The organism is Pseudomonas sp. TWP3-1 (assembly GCF_049896625.1).
GTDB lineage: Bacteria > Pseudomonadota > Gammaproteobacteria > Pseudomonadales > Pseudomonadaceae > Aquipseudomonas.
This window is the reverse complement of sequence record NZ_JAFCUQ010000005.1, coordinates 31,464-52,056: the sequence shown is the minus strand read 5'-3', so window position 1 is coordinate 52,056 and position 20,593 is coordinate 31,464. Positions and strand designations below refer to the sequence as shown.

Below are 20,593 nucleotides of genomic sequence, written 5' to 3'. Positions count from 1 at the left end.
TACCCCAGACAGCCTTTCTGGCTTTTTCTGTGGTTAACCCGGATGGGTACAGGTTGTCAGGGTAATTGTGATGTGGATTGGATGATCAGAAGTGCCACGGGTGTAAATCAGTTTCAGTCATCATCATCATCATCATCGGGACGTGGCGTACTTGTTCTGATGATTGGCCCGTTGAGATAGTTACGAATGTTCTGTCTGTTTTTATCGCTAAAACGGTTGGCATTACCACGTAATGGTGAGGATTCAGCAGTCATGACCGTTTCGCTCCACCAACCGTTGTACAGAACCTCGCTGTCTGCATGGGTTGCACCGAACATGTGGCCTGCTTCGTGAGCAGGGGTCATGTCACTTGTTATTGAAGCTATACCCGCATAGCCCTTGAATTGGGCGATACCCAGTATGCTTTGGTTTATATTATTGCGGGTCAGCAATAAATACTTGTTGAATCGTGTGTGCGAGTCATGCAGGAGTTGGGGGCCAAAATTGTTGTTTAACTTTTCTTTCCAGGCGGCCAAAGTAACAGTGGAAGAGATGTTTTTATAATCACAGTCACTCAAGGCCTTTGCTTCTGACGGAGCGAACATATTGACTGTTAATTTACGGTTGGAGCAGTTCTGGATTTCGTCGGCAAACCAGGAGAAATGGGTTTCGTACAATTTTTGTCTGCTGTAGTTCGATAAGTCCTCATGCATGAAGACATTCAGTGTTAAAGGCTGGTTGGCCATGTTCAAATCCTTTTGATGATTTCAATTAGCTTGGTAGTTGTGGGCAGGTCTGATGGTTTCGACTATTCTGCCATTGGGTTTTTGGAAGTGTTTTCAATATAGATTTGTTGGCTGTGCAATATCAGCATCCTTGTGTTTACTATTTGATTCCCTGTGTTTTAAATGTGGGGTTGCTTTATATCATTTGGTTTTTATTGATGCTCTGAGAATGTTTTGAATTTTATTGCATGACGTCATACGGAAGTTTAAGTACGCTCCTCCATTCAATGTGTAGACCATGCTTCACGCATGAAAAATCGAAGAAATATTCTTGAACCTCGAGTCAGCAAAATGTGTAGTTCCGGGCACAAGACAGATGGTCGTGACGGGGGCTGTTTATTGCTTTCATTGCGGTATACTGCGCGGCCTTCGGCCGGTTCGCCCGGCCATTTTTCCTACAACAAGCCACGCATTTCTGCGTGGCTTGTCGTTTTTGACGCGCCTGCGGGCGCCCAGAGAGAAGAGGCACGACGATGAGTGCACTGGTTGGCGTGATCATGGGCTCCAAGTCCGATTGGTCCACCCTTAGCCACACCGCCGATATGCTGGAAAAGCTCGGCATCCCTTACGAGGTGAAAGTGGTCTCTGCCCACCGCACCCCGGATCTGCTGTTCCAGTACGCCGAAGAGGCCGAAAGCCGTGGCATCGAGGTGATCATCGCCGGTGCCGGTGGCGCGGCCCACTTGCCAGGCATGTGTGCGGCCAAGACCCACCTGCCGGTGCTGGGCGTGCCGGTGCAGTCGTCGATGCTCTCGGGCGTTGATTCGCTGCTGTCCATTGTGCAGATGCCAGCAGGCATTCCGGTCGCTACTCTGGCCATCGGCAAGGCCGGAGCGATCAATGCTGCGCTGCTCTCGGCGAGCATCCTCGGCGCCAAGCATCCACAATTCCACGCGGTGCTGAAAACCTTCCGTGCCGAGCAGACAGACAGCGTCCTGGACAATCCAGACCCACGTATTGCCTGAGGTTGTTGAGATGAAGATCGGTGTAATCGGTGGCGGCCAGTTAGGTCGCATGTTGGCCTTGGCGGGCACTCCGCTGGGCATGAACTTCGCTTTCCTCGACCCGGCGCCGGACGCTTGCGCGGCCGCATTGGGCGAACACCTGCGCGCCGATTACGGCGATCAGGATCATCTGCGCCAGCTCGCCGATGAAGTTGATCTGGTGACCTTCGAATTCGAAAGCGTTCCGGCTGAAACCGTGGCATTCCTCTCGCAATTCGTCCCGGTCTACCCGAGCGCCGAAGCCCTGCGCATCGCGCGTGATCGCTGGTTCGAGAAGAGCATGTTCAAGGATCTGGGGATTCCGACCCCGGCATTTGCTGACATTCAGTCGCAAGCCGATCTGGATGCCGCAGTCGCTGCAATCGGTCTGCCGGCCGTGCTGAAAACCCGCACCCTGGGTTACGACGGCAAGGGTCAGAAAGTCCTGCGCAAGCCGGAAGATGTGGTCGGCACCTTCGCCGAGCTGGGCAGCGTTGCCTGCCTGCTGGAAGGCTTCGTGCCGTTCACTGGTGAAGTGTCGCTGATTGCTGTGCGTGCTCGCGATGGCGAAACGAAGTTCTATCCGTTAGTGCACAACACTCACGATAGCGGCATTCTCAAACTGTCGGTCGCCAGCACCGATCACCCGTTGCAGGCCCTGGCCGAAGACTATTCCAGCCGCGTGCTCAAGCAGCTGGATTACGTCGGCGTGATGGCGTTCGAGTTCTTTGAAGTCGACGGTGGCCTCAAGGCCAACGAAATCGCCCCGCGCGTGCATAACTCCGGGCACTGGACCACCGAAGGTGCCGAGTGCAGTCAGTTCGAAAACCATCTGCGGGCCGTTGCCGGTCTGCCGCTGGGTTCGACAGCCAAGGTTGGCGAAAGCGCGATGCTCAATTTCATCGGTGCAGTTCCACCGGTTGAAAAAGTCATCGCGATTGAAGATTGCCATTTGCACCACTACGGCAAGGCCTTCAAGGCAGGACGCAAGGTCGGTCACGCTAACCTGCGCTGCGCCGACATGGCGACCCTCAAGCAGCAGATCAGCAAGGTCCAGGCGCTGATCGCCGAGTAAAACAGTTTCATGTGGCAGCGGCGGAACCATTACGGGCCGCCGTTCTCTCATGGCAGGATGCCAAAGTCTGACTAGGCTTTGGCATATCTACCAAATCAGAGGGAAATGCCATGGGAATTATCGGAACCATCTTTATCGGCTTGATCGTCGGCCTGCTGGCTCGGTTCCTGAAACCGGGCGATGACAGCATGGGCTGGATCATGACCATCCTGCTCGGTATCGGCGGTTCGCTGGCGGCCACTTACGGCGGCCAGGCTCTGGGCATCTATCGCGCGGGCGAAGGCGCAGGTTTCCTCGGCGCGCTGGTCGGTGCGGTCGTGTTGCTGGTGATCTACGGCCTGATCAAAAAGAACTGATCCAAAGCGTCAAAGCCCTCTCGGCCAATCGGTTCGGGAGGGCTAGAATGCTCGGCGTTGTGCATACCCTTCTATATACCGAGCCCCCTCATGCGCCGTCTTTTATTGACTCTCCTTTTGCTGGGCAGCGGTCTGGCCCACGCCGGCGAATTGCCGGAAACCGACTGGCTCGACCTGATGCCCAAGTCGGATCAGAAAGCCCTCGAGGCCATGCCTGAAATCGACCACGACTCCCCGGAAGCTACCGGCACCTTCACCGAGAAGGGCGGGATGAAGCAGGCCAAAGGTCTGCCGGCGGTGATGTATTCCACCAAAACCGTGGCGTCGATGAACGACAAACACATCCGCATCGGTGGTTATCCGGTGCCGCTGGAATCCGACGCCAAAGGTCGCAGCACGCTGTTCTTCCTCGTACCGTATCCGGGCGCGTGCATCCACGTGCCACCACCGCCGCCGAATCAACTGGTGCTGGTGCGGTATCCGAAAGGTTTGAAGCTGGACGACATCTACACGCCGTTATGGGTGACAGGCACTCTGAAGGTCGAGAAGGTCAGCAATGATCTGGCCGATGCGGCGTATGCCCTGGATGCCGATAAAGTGCGGGTGGTTGAAGAATCTGATCTCTAACACGTACCGAACAAATCTAGAGTGAACCCCTCGCCACAAAGGCGCACTCCTACATTGGATTTGCGCTGTGGCCTAGAGCGGTTTCGAACCGATGCTGACGCCCATCGTGTGACTGGCGCCGGACGCCAGGCTCACTACATCACCCATCACATTCGCCGTCTCGATACACAACATCCGCTGCCAGCCGTCCTCGGCCATATCACTGAGTGCAGCGGCGCGGTCGATCCACGGATTCCAGATCACCGCCGTGCGCGAACCGGTGGTGGTCAGCACAATCTGCCGCTCCCACGCCGGATCGACGATGCTCAACTGCGGCGGCGCATTCAGATAGATGCGGTCGGTCTCCCCGGCAAAGCGCAGATCACCTTGCTGGGTATGCGTGTTCCAGTCGTCCAGCGTTTCGATGTAATCCAGACCATCCACACCTTCGACGCGCACATTGCGCACATCGCTGACGGCGAAGTAAGTGTGCAGCGCCTGACTGAGGCTGACGGTTTCGCTGCCACGGTTATGGCTGCTCAGGCTGATGTGCAACTGATCATCGAGACGCAACGTCAGCGTCAGATCCACCTGATGCGGCCAGCCGGGAAAACCGCCTTCAGGGTACGGCAGCTTGAATTCGACCTTCAGGCCATCGCCTTCAGCCTCGATGCCACCCAACTCCCAGTCCATCGCCCGGACAAAACCGTGAGCGCCAGCAGGTTCTGCGCTGGTGCGCATCGCCTGAACGCTTTCGGGGTTGCGCGCGAAGATGCCGAACCACGGCCAGCACACCGGCACGCCGGCGCGGATGCTCTTGCCGGTCTTGAACTCGGCCTTGTCGTTGAGCCAGATCAGCGGCGGCTGGCCGTCGACCTGATAACTGAGAATGTGCGCGCCTTGCTGGGCCACCAGCACTTCTGCCTGACCGTGGCGAATGCGCCAGCAGTTCAGTTCATCGAGTTTCACGGCTTCAACATTGGGCGTGCTCATGGGACGGCTCTCGATCAGACACTTGGACGACTATCGACCGCAGAACGGCCGCGATGTTTAACGCGCGCGCGGCGGAACCGACCGGGTGCGACCGCTGCCATCAATGGCGACGAACACAAACACCGCTTCGGTGACCTTGCGCCACTCGCTGGACAGCGGATCGTCGCTCCACACCTCGACCATCATCTGGATCGAGCTGCGGCCGATTTCCAGGGTCTGGGTATAAAAGGACAATTGCGCGCCAACGGCGACCGGCACCAGGAACGCCATGCGGTCAATCGCAACGGTGGCGACGCGGCCACCGGCCACGCGGCTGGCCATGGCCGTGCCGGCCAGATCCATCTGCGCTACCAGCCAGCCGCCGAAAATATCGCCAAAGCCGTTGGTTTCGCGCGGGAGTGCGGTGATTTGCAGGGCCAGGTCGCCTTGCGGGATCGGATCTTCTTGTTCGAGCTCTATCATGCCGGGGGTGCCTCTGACCCGTGACTCTTCTTTGGTGCTGCTGGTGGTAGCCGTCTTCGGGAAAAACGATTCAGCACCGAACATACTACGTTCGTCACGTTTTCCATAAGGCGCCTGAGAGGGAAACTCTGCGAAACCGACTGACGTCTCCAGCGACGTTTTCGCACAGCAACCCCTTACAAACCGGTGCAGGTTGCGAGTATATCGGTCGGTAGACTCCGCGACGACCGTCCGGTTCTCATTTCGACCGTCAATTACGCGCCTCTATGTGCTTTTTCGAACAATTTGCTATGGTGCCGAACCTGCCCGAGCCACAGCCAGCGTTGTTGTGGCGGCAGATCCGACTATAAGAGAAGACCTCGCCATGACCTCAGCGCCTTCGAGCCTCGCGCAGCCCGACCAACCCGCACGACCGTTGACCCGCAATGACTACAAGACTCTGTCGCTATCGGCCTTGGGGGGCGCGCTGGAGTTTTACGATTTCATCATCTTCGTGTTCTTCGCCACTGTAGTCGGCAAGCTGTTCTTCCCGGCCGACATGCCGGAGTGGCTGCGCCTGATGCAGACCTTCGGCATCTTCGCCGCCGGTTACCTCGCGCGGCCGCTGGGCGGCATTGTCATGGCGCACTTCGGCGACCTGCTGGGGCGCAAGAAAATGTTCACCCTGAGCATTTTCATGATGGCCGTGCCGACCCTGATCATGGGGCTGCTGCCGACTTACGCACAGATCGGCATGTGGGCGCCGATCCTGCTGCTGGTGATGCGCGTGATCCAGGGCGCGGCGATTGGCGGTGAAGTACCGGGCGCGTGGGTCTTCGTTTCCGAACACGTTCCGCAAAGGCACATGGGCTACGCCTGCGGCACCCTCACCAGCGGTTTGACTGCCGGCATCCTGCTCGGCTCGCTGGTCGCCACCGCGATCAACAGCATTTATACGCCAGTGGAAGTCTCGGACTACGCCTGGCGGATTCCATTCCTGCTCGGCGGCGTGTTCGGTCTTTTCTCGGTCTACCTGCGCCGCTGGCTGCACGAAACCCCGGTGTTCGCCGAACTGCAACAGCGCAAGGCGCTGGCTGAGGAAGTGCCGTTGCGCGCGGTGTTGCGCGATCATCGCGGGGCGATTGCAATCTCGATGCTGCTGACCTGGCTGCTGTCGGCCGGGATCGTCGTGGTGATCCTGATGACTCCGACCGTGCTGCAGACGGTCTATCACTTCTCGCCGACCATGGCGTTGCAATCCAACAGCCTGGCCATTGTGTTCCTGAGTATTGGCTGCATTATCTCCGGCGCACTGGCCGATCGCTTCGGCGCCGGTCGAGTGTTCGTTTTCGGTTGCCTTGGTCTGTTGATCAGCTCGTGGACCTTCTATCACAGCCTCGCCGATCACCCGGACTGGCTGTTCCCGCTGTATGCGCTGACCGGGTTCCTGGTCGGCACCATCGGCGCGGTGCCGTACGTGATGGTCAAAGCATTCCCGCCAGTCGTGCGTTTCAGCGGCTTGTCGTTTTCCTACAACGTCGCCTACGCGATCTTCGGCGGCCTGACTCCTATGGTCGTCAGCCTGCTGCTCAAAGAAAGCCCGATGGGACCTGCTTACTATGTGGCAGTGCTCTGCGGCATGGGGATTCTGGTGGGGGCGTGGCTGTGGAATAAGGGGCGCTGATCCGGAAATTATCGGCAGCTGTACCGGCCCAATCGCTAGCAGGCTAGCTCCCACATGGGAATGCATCTCCATGTGGGAGCTAGCCTGCTAGCGATTAGGGTCGAATGAATCATCCTGTAAAAACTCCGAATGCTGGCCTTTCATCCAATTGTCATATTTCAGCCATAGAGTGTTCACACGGCCTGCTGATACTTGGCCCCGACTTAACACACCCTATCTGCTAGGAGTAAGGCATGAAACTGAAGCGTTTGATGGCGGCAATGACTTTTGTCGCTGCTGGCGTTGCGACTGCCAACGCGGTTGCCGCTGTTGACCCTGCGATCCCGAGCTACACCAAGACCACTGGTGTGTCGGGCAACCTGTCCAGCGTCGGCTCCGATACTCTGGCTAACCTCATGACCCTGTGGGCTGAGAACTACAAAAAAGAATACCCGAACGTAAACATCCAGATTCAGGCCGCCGGTTCGTCGACCGCGCCACCTGCGTTGACTGAAGGCACCGCTAACCTGGGCCCGATGAGCCGCAAGATGAAGGACAACGAGCTGCAGGCTTTCGAAACCAAATACGGCTACAAGCCAACTGCAATCCCGGTTGCCGTGGATGCCTTGGCTGTATTCGTTCACAAGGACAACCCGATCCAGCACCTGACCATGGAACAGGTTGACGCGATCTTCTCGTCCACTCGTCTGTGCGGCGCAAAAGCCGACGTGAAAACCTGGGGCGACCTGGGTGTGACCGGCGACCTGGCCAACAAGCCGGTGCAACTGTTCGGTCGTAACTCGGTATCCGGCACTTATGGCTACTTCAAGGAAGAAGCCCTGTGCAAAGGTGACTACAAGCCTAACGTCAACGAACAACCAGGCTCGGCTTCGGTTGTGCAGTCGATCAGCTCTTCGCTGAACGGCGTTGGTTACTCGGGCATCGGCTACAAGACCGCTAGCGTGAAAACCGTTGCTCTGGCCAAGAAAGGCAGCACCGAGTTCATCGAAGACACCGAAGAAAACGCCCTGAACGGCAAGTACCCGCTGTCGCGTTTCCTCTACGTATACGTCAACAAAGCCCCGAACAAGCCTCTGGCCCCGCTGGAAGCCGAGTTCGTGAAGCTGATTCTGTCCAAGCAGGGTCAGGAAGTTGTGGTCAAAGACGGCTACATCCCACTGCCAGCCAAGGTTGCTGCAAAAGCACTGGCTGACCTGGGTCTGCAGGAAGGCGGCGCTGTCGCAAAGAAGTAACACCTTAGGTTCGGGCTAAGCCCCGAACCTGCAGGAACCCTGCAGGAGCTGTCGAGATTCACTCGACAGCTCCTGCACAGGTCCTGAAAACCTTCGAATTCTTCTGATCCTCCTCCAGTCCCGCTGGCGGTGGATTTGCTGCGTCACTGCATTGTCATCTTTCTGTCATACAGGATCGCTAGGGTGAGCGCATGAATGATCTGGCCAATTCCCAAATGACTAATAATCCTCCCAAGCGCATTGATTTCAATACGCCTGAGCTGCAACGCAAGCGCCGTATCCGTGCGCTCAAGGATCGCTTCACTCGCTGGTACGTCCTCGTCGGCGGTCTGGCGGTGCTGGCAGCGATCACGCTGATCTTCTTCTTCCTCGCCTACGTGGTTGCGCCGCTGTTCAAAGGTGCCGACCTGAGCGCGCAAGACGCGATCACCCCGGCCTGGATGCAGGACGCCGGCAAGCCGCTGATGATCTCGCTCGAAGAGCAGAATCAGGTGGCCATGCGCGTTTCCGACAAGGGCCAGGCATTGTTCTTCGACATCGACAGTGGCGCTGAATTAAGGCGCGTCGATCTGCCATTGCCGGCAGGCGCCAGCGTGACCTCCATCGGGGAAGACCAGCCAGGTCATCCGCTGGTCGCCGTGGGTCTGTCCAACGGCCAGGCGCTGGTGTTCCGCCACACCTACAAAGTCAGCTACCCCGATGGCAAGAAAACCATCAGCCCTGCTATCGAGTATCCGTATGGCGAAGCGCCGATTGCGTTGAATGAAAGCGGCGGTGCGCTGGAGCACGTCAGCGTCAACGCCACCGACACAACGCTGATGCTCGTCGGCTCCAGCGGTTCGCAGCTCAACGTGCTGTCGCTGACCAGCGAAGAAAACCTGATGACCGGCGAAGTCACCAACGAGCAGAAGCGTATCGATCTGCCGCAGATGACAGAGCCGGTGAAAAACATCTTCGTCGACCCGCGTCAGCAGTGGCTGTACGTGGTCAACGGGCGTGCTCAGGCCGACGTGTTCAGCCTGCGCGACAAGAGCCTCAACGGTCGCTACAAACTGCTGGAAAACGGCGACGCCGAAGTCACCGCCACCACGCAACTGGTCGGTGGTATTTCGCTGATCGTCGGTGACTCCACCGGTGGTCTCGCGCAGTGGTTCATGGCCCGCGACCCGGATGGCGAGCTGCGCCTGAAGCAGATTCGTACCTTCCAGATGGGCAAGTCGCCGATCGTTGAAATCTCTGCCGAAGAACGTCGCAAGGGCTTCCTCGCCCTCGACGCCAGCGGCAAGCTCGGCGTGTTCCACAGTACCGCGCACCGTACTTTGCTGGTCGATCAAGTGGTCGAAGGGCAGGGTGTGTTCGGTCTGTCGCCGCGCGCCAACCGCGTGATCGTCGAGGCCGGCGGCAAGCTGCAACCGCTGCTTTTGGAAAACCCGCACCCTGAAGTGTCGTGGAGTGCGCTGTGGAGCAAGGTCTGGTACGAGAACTACGACGAGCCTAAATACGTCTGGCAATCGACCGCGGCCAACACAGATTTCGAACCGAAACTGAGCCTGTCGCCACTGACCTTCGGCACCCTGAAAGCTGCGTTCTACGCGATGCTGCTGGCGGCGCCACTGGCGGTTGCCGCTGCGATCTACACCGCGTACTTCATGGCTCCGGGCATGCGCCGCAAGGTCAAGCCGGTGATCGAGCTGATGGAAGCGATGCCGACGGTGATCCTCGGTTTCTTCGCCGGTCTGTTCCTGGCGCCGTATGTGGAAGGGCATCTGCCGGGCATCTTCAGCCTGCTGATGCTGCTACCGATTGGCATCCTGGTCGCAGGCTTCGCTTTCAGCCGCCTGCCTGAGTCGATCCGTCTGCGCGTCCCGGATGGTTGGGAAAGTGCGTTGCTGATCCCGGTGATTCTGTTCGTCGGTTGGCTGTCGCTGTACATGAGCCCGTTCATGGAGAACTGGTTCTTCGGCGGCGACATGCGCATGTGGATCTCCCACGATCTGGGCATTACCTACGACCAGCGCAACGCTCTGGTAGTCGGTCTGGCCATGGGTTTTGCGGTGATCCCGAACATCTACTCGATTGCTGAAGACGCCGTGTTCAGCGTGCCGCGCGGCCTGACCCTGGGTTCGCTGGCACTGGGTGCCACGCCATGGCAGACCATGACTCGCGTGGTCATTCTGACCGCCAGCCCGGGTATTTTCTCGGCGCTGATGATCGGCATGGGCCGTGCGGTCGGCGAAACCATGATCGTGTTGATGGCCACCGGTAACACCCCGGTCATGGAAATGAACCTGTTCGAAGGCCTGCGCACGCTGGCCGCCAACGTCGCGGTGGAAATGCCCGAGTCGGAAGTCGGCGGCAGCCACTACCGCGTGCTGTTCCTCTCGGCGCTGGTGCTGCTGTTGTTCACCTTCGTCATGAACACCCTCGCGGAGCTGATTCGTCAGCGTCTGCGCAAGAAATACTCGTCGCTTTAAGCAAAGGTAGAAGTCTGTGAAACAGAACTCCCTGAAAGGATGGTTCAAGAGCGGCGCCCCGGGCGTCTGGATCAGCGGTGGCGCGGTGTCCATCGCGGTCATCATGACCATTGGCCTGCTGGCGGTGATTGCCGTGCGCGGTCTGGGTCACTTCTGGCCGGCGGATCTGATCCACGCCAGCTACGACGTGCCGGGCCAGGCCCAGCACCTTGTGGTCGGCGAAGTGGTGCAGAAGGAAGAAGTGCCGCGCGCCCGTCTGAAGAGCGCCGGCCTGCCGGTACCGGACGCCGGCCCGGAATTCATGACCCGCGAGCTGATCAAGGTCGGTAACCGTGACTTGAATGGCAACGACTTCACCTGGATCGTCGGTGACTGGTTGACCAACCAGACCACGCCGCCTGAGCTGATGGCCATCGAACGTCGCGAGTGGGGCAACTTCTACGGCTACCTGGTCAACGTCAAGCAGGACGGCAAGGTCATCGCCGAAGGCGAAGCGGCGTGGCCGGAACTGCAAGCGCGGATCAACCGTGTGAACGATCTCGCCGCGCAGCTCAAGTCGCTGGAAAAAACCGATATTGGCGCGATCAACGCCGGCCTCGAACGCATCCGTCTGCACAGCCGCAAACTGGAACTGGAAGGCAAGCTCGACGCCACCGCTCAGGCGGACATGGAGTCGGAGCGCGCCGAACTCAATGCGCGTTATCAGGACATCGAAGCGCGGCTGGCCGATCTGCATGCGCAGTTCAACCGCGACGCACTGACCGCTCGTGATGCCAACGGCAAAGAGCTGGAAATCAGTCTGGGCAAAGTGGTTCACGCCTACCAGCCGAACGGCATGGGCACGATGACCAAGATCGGCTTCTACTTCAGCAAGATCTGGGAATTCCTCTCGGATGACCCGCGCGAAGCGAATACCGAAGGCGGGATCTTCCCGGCGATTTTCGGCACGGTGATGATGACCCTGATCATGGCGATGATCGTTACCCCGTTCGGCGTGCTGGCGGCGGTGTACCTGCGTGAATATGCCAAGCAGAACACCCTGACCCGGATCATCCGGATTGCGGTGAACAACCTGGCGGGTGTTCCGGCGATTGTTTACGGCGTGTTCGGCCTGGGCTTCTTCGTTTACGTGTTGGGCGGCTCGGTTGACCGCTTGTTCTTCCCTGAAGCGCTGCCGGCACCGACCTTCGGTACGCCGGGTCTGCTCTGGGCATCGCTGACCCTGGCGCTGCTGGCGGTGCCGGTGGTGATCGTCGCGACTGAAGAAGGTCTGGCGCGTATTCCGCGTACCGTGCGTGAAGGCTCGCTGGCGCTTGGCGCAACCAAGGCCGAAACCTTGTGGAAGATTGTCATTCCGATGGCCAGTCCGGCGATGATGACCGGCATGATTCTCGCCGTGGCCCGTGCTGCGGGTGAAGTGGCGCCGCTGATGCTGGTGGGTGTGGTGAAACTGGCGCCGTCGCTGCCGGTGGACGGCAACTACCCGTACTTGCACCTCGATCAGAAGATCATGCACCTGGGCTTCCACATCTATGACGTCGGCTTCCAGAGCCCGAACGTCGAGGCGGCACGACCGCTGGTGTATGCCACGGCGCTGTTGCTGGTGCTGGTGATCGCGACGTTGAACCTGTCGGCCGTGTACATCCGCAACCACCTGCGCGAGAAATACAAAGCTTTGGACAGTTAACACAAACCCTGTGGGAGCTGGCTTGCCAGCGATGCAGGCAACTCGGTCTGCCAGTAGCACCGCGGTGATGCCATCGCTGGCAAGCCAGCTCCCACAAGGATCGGCGCAAGCCACAGATTTTTAGTACCCATTGGCCAGGCCAGTGGTTAAACGAACCGGATTTGTTAGCACAGGGGATTTCCCATGCAGCACGAAACACACTCTCACGGCATCAACATGTCCGCCCTGGGTCGCGACAAGCAGAGCCTGAACCTGGCGCAGGAAACCGTGGCCATCGAAGTGCCGGGCCTGAGCCTGTACTACGGCGAGAAACAAGCGCTGTTCGACGTCAGCATGAACATTCCGAAACAGCGCGTGACCGCCTTCATCGGCCCGTCCGGCTGCGGCAAGTCCACGCTGCTGCGCACCTTCAACCGCATGAACGATCTGGTTGACGGCTGCCGGGTCGAAGGCGCGATCAACCTGTACGGCAACAACATCTATCGCAAGGGCGAAGACGTTGCCGAACTGCGTCGTCGTGTCGGCATGGTGTTCCAGAAGCCCAACCCGTTCCCGAAAACCATCTACGAAAACGTGGTTTACGGCCTGCGCATTCAGGGCATCAACAAGAAGCGCATCCTCGACGAAGCGGTCGAGTGGGCGTTGAAAGGCGCGGCGCTGTGGGACGAGGTCAAAGACCGTCTGCACGAGTCGGCACTCGGCCTTTCCGGTGGTCAGCAGCAACGTTTGGTGATTGCGCGCACCATCGCCGTCGAGCCGGAAGTGCTGCTGCTCGACGAACCGTGCTCGGCCCTTGACCCGATCTCGACCCTGAAAGTCGAAGAACTGATCTACGAGCTGAAATCCAAGTTCACCATCGTCATCGTGACCCACAACATGCAGCAAGCTGCGCGGGTTTCGGACTACACGGCGTTCATGTACATGGGCAAACTGGTGGAATTCGGCGACACCGACACGCTGTTCACCAATCCGGCCAAGAAGCAGACCGAAGACTACATCACCGGTCGTTACGGCTAGCAGATGCTGGTTGTCGCTCACTGAATTGACGCTGCGGCCCGCCGCACCTTACCGGACGCTCCAAGGACGCCAAGATGATTAGTAAAGAAGGTCTTACCCACCACATTTCCGCGCAATTCAACGCCGAGCTGGAAGAGGTGCGCAGCCACCTCCTGGCCATGGGCGGTCTGGTGGAAAAGCAGGTCAACGACGCAGTCACCGCACTGATCGAGGCCGATTCGGGCCTGGCTCAGCAAGTGCGTGAGATCGACGATCAGATCAACCAGATGGAACGCAACATCGACGAAGAATGCCTGCGCATTCTCGCTCGTCGGCAGCCAGCGGCGTCCGACCTGCGTCTGATCATCAGCATTTCCAAGTCGGTAATCGACCTTGAGCGCATTGGCGACGAAGCGACCAAGATCGCCCGCCGTGCGATTCAGTTGTGCGAAGAAGGCGAAGCGCCGCGTGGTTACGTCGAGGTTCGCCACATCGGCGACCAGGTGCGCAACATGGTTCGCGATGCGCTCGATGCGTTTGCGCGTTTCGACGCCGACCTGGCATTGTCGGTGGCGCAGTACGACAAGATCATCGACCGTGAGTACAAGACCGCTTTGCGTGAGCTGGCGACCTACATGATGGAAGACCCGCGCTCTATCTCGCGGGTCTTGAGCATTATCTGGGTGTTGCGTTCGCTGGAGCGCATCGGCGATCACGCGCGTAACATCTCGGAACTGGTGATCTATCTGGTGCGCGGCACCGACGTGCGCCACATGGGCCTCAAGCGCATGAAGGAAGAAGTTGAAGGCACAAGTGGCGAAACCGCTAATGTTCCGGGCGAAGTTGACGATAAGTAAGATTGCCTGAGAAAAGCGCCCGGCCCTTTGGCCGGGCGTTTTTGTTTCCGGTGCTTTTCAATCAATCGAATTAAAAAGCAGCACCCGCGAACGAAAAGTCCCGGCGTGACTGAAGAGTTTTGGCAATGTGCCATCAGCCAGCGTTATGCTTGCCGGGATTTTAATAGGGGTGTTGGATGAGCAAGATCAGTGTGTTGGTCGTGGACGATGCTTCGTTCATTCGTGACCTGGTGAAAAAGTGCCTGCGTAATTACTTCCCGGGGATCCGCACCGAGGACGCCGTCAACGGTAAAAAGGCTCAGGCCATGCTGGCCAAGGAAGCGTTCGACCTGGTCCTGTGCGACTGGGAAATGCCGGAAATGTCCGGTCTGGAACTGCTGACCTGGTGCCGCGAGCAAGACAACCTCAAGACCATGCCCTTCGTCATGGTCACCAGCCGTGGCGACAAGGAAAACGTGGTGCAGGCGATTCAGGCCGGCGTTTCCGGCTACGTCAGCAAGCCGTTCACCAACGAGCAACTGCTGACCAAGGTCAAGCAGGCGTTGAACAAGGTCGGCAAACTCGACACCTTGATGAACAGCGCGCCAACCAAGATGAACTCGGCGTTCGGCAATGATTCCCTGAGCGCACTGACTGGCGGCAAAGCTGCTGTAGTCGGCGGCGCCCCGGCTGCTGCGGTGGTCAACCCGTTCGCCAAGCCTGTCGCTGCGGCCCCGGCACCTGCTGCCGCCCCGCAACGTGGCCTGCTGAACAGCCCGCCGGTCAAGGCGCCTGTGCCCGCGTCGTCGCCAGCCAGCGGTCGCGGCCAAGGCCAGTTGCGCCTGCCGAGCGGTACCCAGCAATGCGTGATCAAGGCCTTGAGCATCAAGGAAGCGCTGCTGGTGGTGAAACGCACCGACACCCTGCCACAGATCCTCGACAGCGCTGTGCTCGACCTGGAGCAAGGCGACAACGCCGAAATCGCCCGCCTCAACGGCTACCTGCACGCCATCGTCGCCTTCGAGCAGAAACCCGACAGCGACTGGCTGCAACTGACCTTCCGCTTCGTCGACCAGGACGCACAGAAGCTCGACTACATCTCCCGCCTGATCGCCCGCGGCACAGCGCAGAAGCACTTCGTTCCAGGCGCGTAATCGGGGCGCCCGAAAAGATCGCAGCCTCCGGCAGCTACAGGGATCGCATTCCAATGTAGGAGCTGCCGTAGGCTGCGATCTTTTGCTTTGCGCTCTGCCAGATTTGAAACATCTCTCCACTACCTTGGTCTGTCTCACCTGCTAGGCTCTTTTTCAGGCCTTACTCAGACAGAATCTTTGCCCATGCTCGCGCGCCTGCTGTTTTTCTGTGGTCTGTTCATGGCCTGCACCTCGGCTGTGGCCATGACTATCTACAAATCCACCGATGCCAACGGAGTGGTCTCGTACAGCGACCGTCCGAGCAAAGGCGCGAAGGTGTTCGTGTTTCAGGACCGCATGGTCGAGCGCCTTGAGCGTCAGGTGTATCTCGACATCAAGAAGCAGAAGGGCATGGACGTGGTGTTCGTGCGCAACGATCTGTATGCGCCGGTGGAGATTGCGCTGGCGTTCACCGGCCTGAGCAACGTGCGTGGTGTCCCGAAGCAAACCATTCGCCGGGTGCTGCCGGCGCGCAGCAACACACGGCTGGCGCTGCTGACGGCGATCACTGGCGGCAAGCCGTTGGTGTATAGCCCGCAATTCCAGTATTCGCTGGGCGACCCCGCAGGCGCCGCGCAGAGCTATCGCTATCCGTTACCGTGGCGTGGCGGGCCATTCCGTCTGAGTCAGGGCGCTGAGGGCCAGTACAGCCACTTCGGGCCGAAGAATCGCTATGCGATGGACATCGCCATGCCGGTCGGCACGCCGATCATTGCCGCGCGGGCAGGGGTGGTGGTGAAAACCGAGAACTCGCAGAGCGGGCGTGGCAGCGATCCATCGGGAAACTTCGTGCGGGTGCTGCACGACGACGGCACGATGGGCGTGTATCTGCATCTCAAGCAAGGGTCGGTGAGTGTGCGCGAGGGTCAGCGAGTAACGGTGGGCAGCGCGCTGGCGCTGTCAGGCAACACCGGCAACAGCAGCGGACCGCATCTGCACTTCGTAGTGCAGCGCAATACCGGGCTGGGGCTGGTGTCGATTCCGTATCAGTTCAACCAGCCACTGGGGGCATTGCCCAACTTTGCGTTGGGCAAAAAATAGCTACGATACGGCTCAAATGCAGAGGGCTTTTGTGGCGAGGGAGCTTGCTCCCGCTCGGCTGCGCAGCAGTCGTAATGCTGGTCTACGCAGTCTCACTGATTGAATGCCGTATAGGGTTTGGGGCTGCTTCGCAGCCCAGCGGGAGCAAGCTCCCTCGCCACAGGAGCCGGCTCTCAGCGATCAATCCAGCATCAACACCTTGGCCAGTACGATTTTCGGGCCTTTCATCTTCTTGATAATGATCCGCAAACCTTCGACTTCCAGTACTTCCTCTTCTTCCGGCACCCGTTTCAGGGTTTCGTAGACCAGCCCGGCGAGGGTTTCGGCTTCGATGTGGTCGAGGTCCACGCCGAGCAGGCGTTCGACCTTGAACAGCGGCGTATCACCGCGTACCAGAAGCTTGCCCGGCTGATACGCGAGGATCCCGCGCTCAGCCTTGCGGTGTTCGTCCTGAATGTCGCCGACCAGCACTTCCAGCACGTCTTCCATGGTCAGGTAGCCGATGATGTTGCCATCCGCCTCCTCAACCACGGCGAAGTGCGAGCCGCCCTTGCGGAACTGCTCCAGCAACTGCGACAGCGGCATGTGCCGCGATACGCGCTCCAGCGGACGGGTCAGTTCAGCAAGGTTGAACGACTCGGGAATGTGGTCCAGCGCGGCCAGTTCCAGCAGCAGATCCTTGATGTGCAGCAGGCCGACGAACTCCTGACGATCGCTGTCGTACACCGGATAACGGCTGAACTTGTGGCGACGGAACATCGCCAGGATTTCCTTCAGCGGCGCGTTGAACTCAAGCGTGATCAAGTCTTCGCGGGAGTTGGCCCAGTCGACCACTTCCAGTTCGCCCATTTCCACCGCCGAAGCCAATACGCGCATGCCTTGGTCGCTCGGGTCCTGGCCACGGCTGGAGTGCAGGATCAGTTTGAGTTCTTCGCGGCTGTAATGGTGTTCGTGGTGCGGGCCGGGTTCACCCTGGCCGGCGATACGCAGGATCGCGTTGGCGCTGGCGTTGAGCAGGTAGATCGCCGGGTACATCGCCCAATAGAACAGGTACAGCGGCACGGCCGTCCACAGCGACAGCAGCTCGGGTTTGCGGATCGCCCACGACTTGGGTGCCAGCTCGCCGACCACGATGTGCAGGTACGAAATGACGAAGAACGCGGCGAAGAACGACACGCCTTTGATCACTTCGGGCGACTGCACGCCAACGCTTTCCAGCAGGGGCTCGAGAATGTGCGCGAACGCCGGCTCACCGACCCAGCCCAGGCCCAGGGAGGCGAGGGTGATACCGAGCTGGCACGCCGAGAGGTACGCATCGAGCTGACTATGTACGGTGCGCAGGATATGCCCGCGCCAGCCGTTCTGTTCAGCGATGGCTTCGACCCGGGTCGAGCGCAGTTTGACCATGGCGAATTCCGCCGCAACGAAGAAGCCGTTGAGCAAAACCAGGATCAGAGCGAAAAGAATCATGCCGAAATCGGCGAATATCGTAGCGAGGGACAAGCCAGGGGAAGGGTCCATGATGGAGTTTTGCGGGTTCCGAGTAATTCAAAAGAGAGGTATTTCAGCGCCTGAAAGGCAGGCGCGAGTCAGCCAATGTAGCGGCTGACCGGCCGATTGCCTAGTGCCGCTCTACTCAGCGGCGCTGATCACTAGCGATTGCGCGACCTGCGCCGGGGCGAAATGGCAGGTGAAGGTGCTGCCGTGGCCCGGCACGCTGCTGATCTCCATGCGCGCGCGATGGCGCAGCAACACGTGTTTGACGATCGCCAGCCCGAGGCCAGTGCCGCCGGTATTGGAGTTGCGGCTGGAGTCGACGCGGTAGAAGCGCTCGGTCAGGCGCGGCAGGTGTTTGCTGTCGATGCCGATCCCGGAATCCTGCACGCTCAGGTGCGCACCCTGGTCGTCACCCCACCAGCGAATGCGAATATTGCCCTCGGCCGGGGTGTACTTGACCGCGTTGAACACCAGATTGGAAAACGCACTGCGCAATTCCGCTTCGCTGCCCTTGAGCAGAATTCGCGGATCGGCTTCCAGCGTGATGCTCTGGTTTTTCTGCCCGGACAATTGCTGCGCATCGCTTTTGATCGATTGCAGCAAGCCCTCGATTGGCACTGGCTGGTTGTCCGACGGGTAATCCGTGGCTTCCAGTTTGGCCAGCAACAACAAGTCATTGAGCAGGGTCTGCATGCGTCCGCCCTGTTGCTGCATCTGCTGCAAGGCGCGGGTCCAGCGTGGATTCACTTCTTCGACGTTGTCGAGCAGGGTTTCCAGATAGCCGCAGATCACCGTCAATGGCGTGCGTAGTTCGTGGGAAACGTTGGCGATGAAGTCTTTGCGCATCTGCTCAAGCTGATGAATACGCGTGACGTCGCGCACCAACATCAAGTGTTCGTTGTTGCCGTAGCGGGTGATGTACAGCTGAATGCGCAGGCGATCGTTGGTCGGCGAAGGGATTTCCAGCGGCTCGGCGTAGCTGTCCTGCTCGAAATATTCCTTGAAGCGCGGATGGCGCACCAGGTTGGTCACCGGCTGGCCGCTGTCTTGCGGAGTCTTCAGGCCGAGCAGGGTTTCGGCAGCGCGATTCCACCATTCGAGGTTGCCTTCGCTGTCGAGCATGATCACCGCGTCTTTCAGCGCGGCAGTCGATTCCTGAACCCGGTCGATCACCGCTTGCAGACGTCCGCGCACCCGCTGGTCGCGGCGTTGCAGGTGGTAGATGCTGTCGAACACCTCGCCCCACAGACCATAGCCATCGGGCGGTGCTTCATCGGGTTGGTGCAGGCGCAGCCATTCGTGCAGGCGCAGCAGTTGCTTGAGCGTCCAGGCCAGATACAGGCCCAGACCTACCGCCAGACTCCAGCCGTAGAAACCGGTGATCAGGCCGATCACCAGGCAGGCGGTGACCAGCAGCAGCATGTGGCGAATCAGGGTGCCATGCCAGTTTTGGTTCACGGAAAATACGGTCCTTGTCTGCGGGTCTGGGGCTTGGTTCAGGCTTTGGTGGAAAACCGGTAGCCAGTGCCGCGCACGGTTTGTACCAGACTTTCGTAGGCATCGCCGAGGGCTTTGCGCAGGCGGCGGATATGCACGTCGACGGTACGTTCCTCGACATAGACGTTGCCACCCCAGACCTGATCCAGCAACTGGCCACGGGTGTAGGCGCGTTCCTGGTGGGTCATGAAGAATTGCAGCAGACGATATTCGGTCGGGCCCATTTCGGCAGGTTTGCCGTCGATGGTCACGCGGTGGCTGATCGGGTCGAGCAGCAGGCCGCCGACTTCAATCGGCGCTTCACCATCGGTCGGGCCGGCGCGGCGCAGCACAGCTTTGAGGCGGGCAACCAGTTCACGCGGGGAAAACGGTTTGGTGATGTAGTCGTCGGCGCCGACTTCCAGACCCTGGATCTTGTTGTCCTCTTCGCCCTTGGCGGTGAGCATGATGATCGGGATATCCCCGGTCAGCTCGTCACGCTTGAGGCGTCGGGCCAGCTCGATGCCGGAGGTGCCTGGCAGCATCCAGTCGAGCAGGATCAGGTCCGGTTTGCGGTCGACAATGATGGCGTGCGCCTGCTGCGAGTTTTCCGCCTCGAGGCAGTCATAGCCGGCCATTTCCAACGCAACGGCGATCATTTCGCGAATGGGCGCTTCGTCGTCGACGATCAGAATGCTCCTGCCAACCATGCCTTAATCCTCTTGTCATTTAACTGTCTTGCGCCGCATTAGATAACGGAATTATTGCAGTCGTGTGACAGTATTTTCCTCCAGCGGCGATTGTGCAAATCCTCGACTAAGCTCTAAGTCCGAATCCTGACAACCACAAAAGAAGGTTTCCATGACTCAAATGACTGCTTCCTTCAAAGCATTGCTGATGGCCGCTGCGCTGACTCTACCTGTATTTGCGATGGCGGCCGAACCGGCCATGATGAAAGACGGCATGATGGTCGATCACAAGGGCATGACCCTGTACACGTTCGACAAGGACAGTGGCGGCAAGTCGATGTGCAACGATGATTGCGCGAAGAACTGGCCACCGCTGATGGCCCCGGCGGACGCCAAGGCTGAAGGTAAATGGACGGTCATCAAGCGCGACGACGGCATGATGCAATACGCCTACGACGGCAAACCGTTGTACACGTTCATGAAGGACACCAAACCGGGTGAGATGACCGGCGATAAAATGAAAAACATGTGGCACGTGGTTCGCGAATCGCAGAAATAACCACTCGTGTA

19 protein-coding genes are annotated in these 20,593 nt (G+C 59.1%); 13 read left to right on the top strand and 6 right to left on the bottom strand.

Annotated elements, in window-relative coordinates; translation table 11 throughout:
- Window positions 1-113: 113 nt before the first annotated feature.
- Window positions 114-725 carry a reprolysin-like metallopeptidase gene (locus ACP7BN_RS09105; protein ID WP_426203370.1) on the bottom strand — a complete coding sequence of 204 codons (612 nt, stop codon included), beginning with the start codon at window positions 723-725 and terminating at the stop codon, window positions 114-116.
- A 512-nt stretch (window positions 726-1,237) separates the two neighbouring features.
- On the opposite strand from ACP7BN_RS09105, the gene purE reads away from it, so the two are divergent.
- The 4 genes from purE (at window position 1,238) to ACP7BN_RS09085 (ending at window position 3,805) form a co-directional block, all read left to right on the top strand.
- On the top strand, window positions 1,238-1,729 hold the full coding sequence (gene purE / locus ACP7BN_RS09100) for a 5-(carboxyamino)imidazole ribonucleotide mutase (protein WP_095081226.1): 492 nt from the start codon (window positions 1,238-1,240) through the stop codon (window positions 1,727-1,729).
- A gap of 10 nt (window positions 1,730-1,739) precedes the next feature.
- Window positions 1,740-2,822 (top strand): 5-(carboxyamino)imidazole ribonucleotide synthase, encoded by a 1,083-nt coding sequence (locus ACP7BN_RS09095; protein ID WP_426203368.1) that lies wholly within the window; start codon window positions 1,740-1,742, stop codon window positions 2,820-2,822.
- A 110-nt stretch (window positions 2,823-2,932) separates the two neighbouring features.
- Window positions 2,933-3,178: a GlsB/YeaQ/YmgE family stress response membrane protein gene (locus ACP7BN_RS09090; protein ID WP_426203366.1), complete on the top strand. Its 246-nt coding sequence runs from the start codon at window positions 2,933-2,935 to the stop codon at window positions 3,176-3,178.
- Between the two features lie 90 nt (window positions 3,179-3,268).
- On the top strand, window positions 3,269-3,805 hold the full coding sequence (locus ACP7BN_RS09085) for a DUF3299 domain-containing protein (protein ID WP_426203364.1): 537 nt from the start codon (window positions 3,269-3,271) through the stop codon (window positions 3,803-3,805).
- Window positions 3,806-3,877: 72 nt separating this feature from the next.
- On the opposite strand, the gene ACP7BN_RS09080 is transcribed toward ACP7BN_RS09085, so the two are convergent.
- Together ACP7BN_RS09080 and ACP7BN_RS09075 are read right to left on the bottom strand one after the other, a co-directional pair.
- Complete coding sequence (locus ACP7BN_RS09080) at window positions 3,878-4,777, bottom strand: D-hexose-6-phosphate mutarotase (protein WP_426203361.1); 900 nt, start codon at window positions 4,775-4,777, stop codon at window positions 3,878-3,880.
- 57 nt (window positions 4,778-4,834) lie between these two features.
- Window positions 4,835-5,239: an acyl-CoA thioesterase gene (locus ACP7BN_RS09075; protein ID WP_003229628.1), complete on the bottom strand. Its 405-nt coding sequence runs from the start codon at window positions 5,237-5,239 to the stop codon at window positions 4,835-4,837.
- Between the two features lie 364 nt (window positions 5,240-5,603).
- On the opposite strand from ACP7BN_RS09075, the gene ACP7BN_RS09070 reads away from it, so the two are divergent.
- The 8 genes from ACP7BN_RS09070 (at window position 5,604) to ACP7BN_RS09035 (ending at window position 16,361) form a co-directional block, all read left to right on the top strand.
- Complete coding sequence (locus tag ACP7BN_RS09070; protein ID WP_426203359.1) at window positions 5,604-6,902, top strand: MFS transporter; 1,299 nt, start codon at window positions 5,604-5,606, stop codon at window positions 6,900-6,902.
- Between the two features lie 233 nt (window positions 6,903-7,135).
- On the top strand, window positions 7,136-8,134 hold the full coding sequence (locus ACP7BN_RS09065) for a phosphate ABC transporter substrate-binding protein PstS (RefSeq protein ID WP_426203356.1): 999 nt from the start codon (window positions 7,136-7,138) through the stop codon (window positions 8,132-8,134).
- Window positions 8,135-8,325: 191 nt separating this feature from the next.
- Window positions 8,326-10,608 carry an ABC transporter permease subunit gene (locus ACP7BN_RS09060; protein ID WP_426203353.1) on the top strand — a complete coding sequence of 761 codons (2,283 nt, stop codon included), beginning with the start codon at window positions 8,326-8,328 and terminating at the stop codon, window positions 10,606-10,608.
- A gap of 16 nt (window positions 10,609-10,624) precedes the next feature.
- Window positions 10,625-12,295 carry a phosphate ABC transporter permease PstA gene (gene pstA, locus ACP7BN_RS09055; RefSeq protein ID WP_426203351.1) on the top strand — a complete coding sequence of 557 codons (1,671 nt, stop codon included), beginning with the start codon at window positions 10,625-10,627 and terminating at the stop codon, window positions 12,293-12,295.
- A gap of 183 nt (window positions 12,296-12,478) precedes the next feature.
- Window positions 12,479-13,312, top strand: coding sequence for a phosphate ABC transporter ATP-binding protein PstB (gene pstB / locus ACP7BN_RS09050; RefSeq protein ID WP_186531116.1), 834 nt, complete (start codon window positions 12,479-12,481; stop codon window positions 13,310-13,312).
- A 74-nt stretch (window positions 13,313-13,386) separates the two neighbouring features.
- Window positions 13,387-14,148: a phosphate signaling complex protein PhoU gene (phoU, locus tag ACP7BN_RS09045; protein WP_420649314.1), complete on the top strand. Its 762-nt coding sequence runs from the start codon at window positions 13,387-13,389 to the stop codon at window positions 14,146-14,148.
- A gap of 176 nt (window positions 14,149-14,324) precedes the next feature.
- On the top strand, window positions 14,325-15,281 hold the full coding sequence (locus tag ACP7BN_RS09040; protein WP_426203349.1) for a response regulator: 957 nt from the start codon (window positions 14,325-14,327) through the stop codon (window positions 15,279-15,281).
- Between the two features lie 183 nt (window positions 15,282-15,464).
- The gene (locus ACP7BN_RS09035) at window positions 15,465-16,361 is read left to right on the top strand and encodes a peptidoglycan DD-metalloendopeptidase family protein (RefSeq protein WP_426203346.1); all 897 of its coding nucleotides are present in this window, start codon (window positions 15,465-15,467) and stop codon (window positions 16,359-16,361) included.
- Between the two features lie 180 nt (window positions 16,362-16,541).
- On the opposite strand, the gene ACP7BN_RS09030 is transcribed toward ACP7BN_RS09035, so the two are convergent.
- The 3 genes from ACP7BN_RS09030 to phoB all read right to left on the bottom strand — a co-directional run bounded on the left by ACP7BN_RS09030 (window position 16,542) and on the right by phoB (window position 20,044).
- Window positions 16,542-17,882 carry a hemolysin family protein gene (locus ACP7BN_RS09030; protein ID WP_426203344.1) on the bottom strand — a complete coding sequence of 447 codons (1,341 nt, stop codon included), beginning with the start codon at window positions 17,880-17,882 and terminating at the stop codon, window positions 16,542-16,544.
- 111 nt (window positions 17,883-17,993) lie between these two features.
- On the bottom strand, window positions 17,994-19,280 hold the full coding sequence (gene phoR, locus ACP7BN_RS09025; protein WP_426203750.1) for a phosphate regulon sensor histidine kinase PhoR: 1,287 nt from the start codon (window positions 19,278-19,280) through the stop codon (window positions 17,994-17,996).
- A gap of 74 nt (window positions 19,281-19,354) precedes the next feature.
- On the bottom strand, window positions 19,355-20,044 hold the full coding sequence (gene phoB / locus ACP7BN_RS09020) for a phosphate regulon transcriptional regulator PhoB (RefSeq protein WP_310844182.1): 690 nt from the start codon (window positions 20,042-20,044) through the stop codon (window positions 19,355-19,357).
- Window positions 20,045-20,195: 151 nt separating this feature from the next.
- On the opposite strand from phoB, the gene ACP7BN_RS09015 reads away from it, so the two are divergent.
- Window positions 20,196-20,582 carry a hypothetical protein gene (locus tag ACP7BN_RS09015; protein ID WP_420649310.1) on the top strand — a complete coding sequence of 129 codons (387 nt, stop codon included), beginning with the start codon at window positions 20,196-20,198 and terminating at the stop codon, window positions 20,580-20,582.
- The last annotated feature ends 11 nt before the right edge of the window (window positions 20,583-20,593 follow it).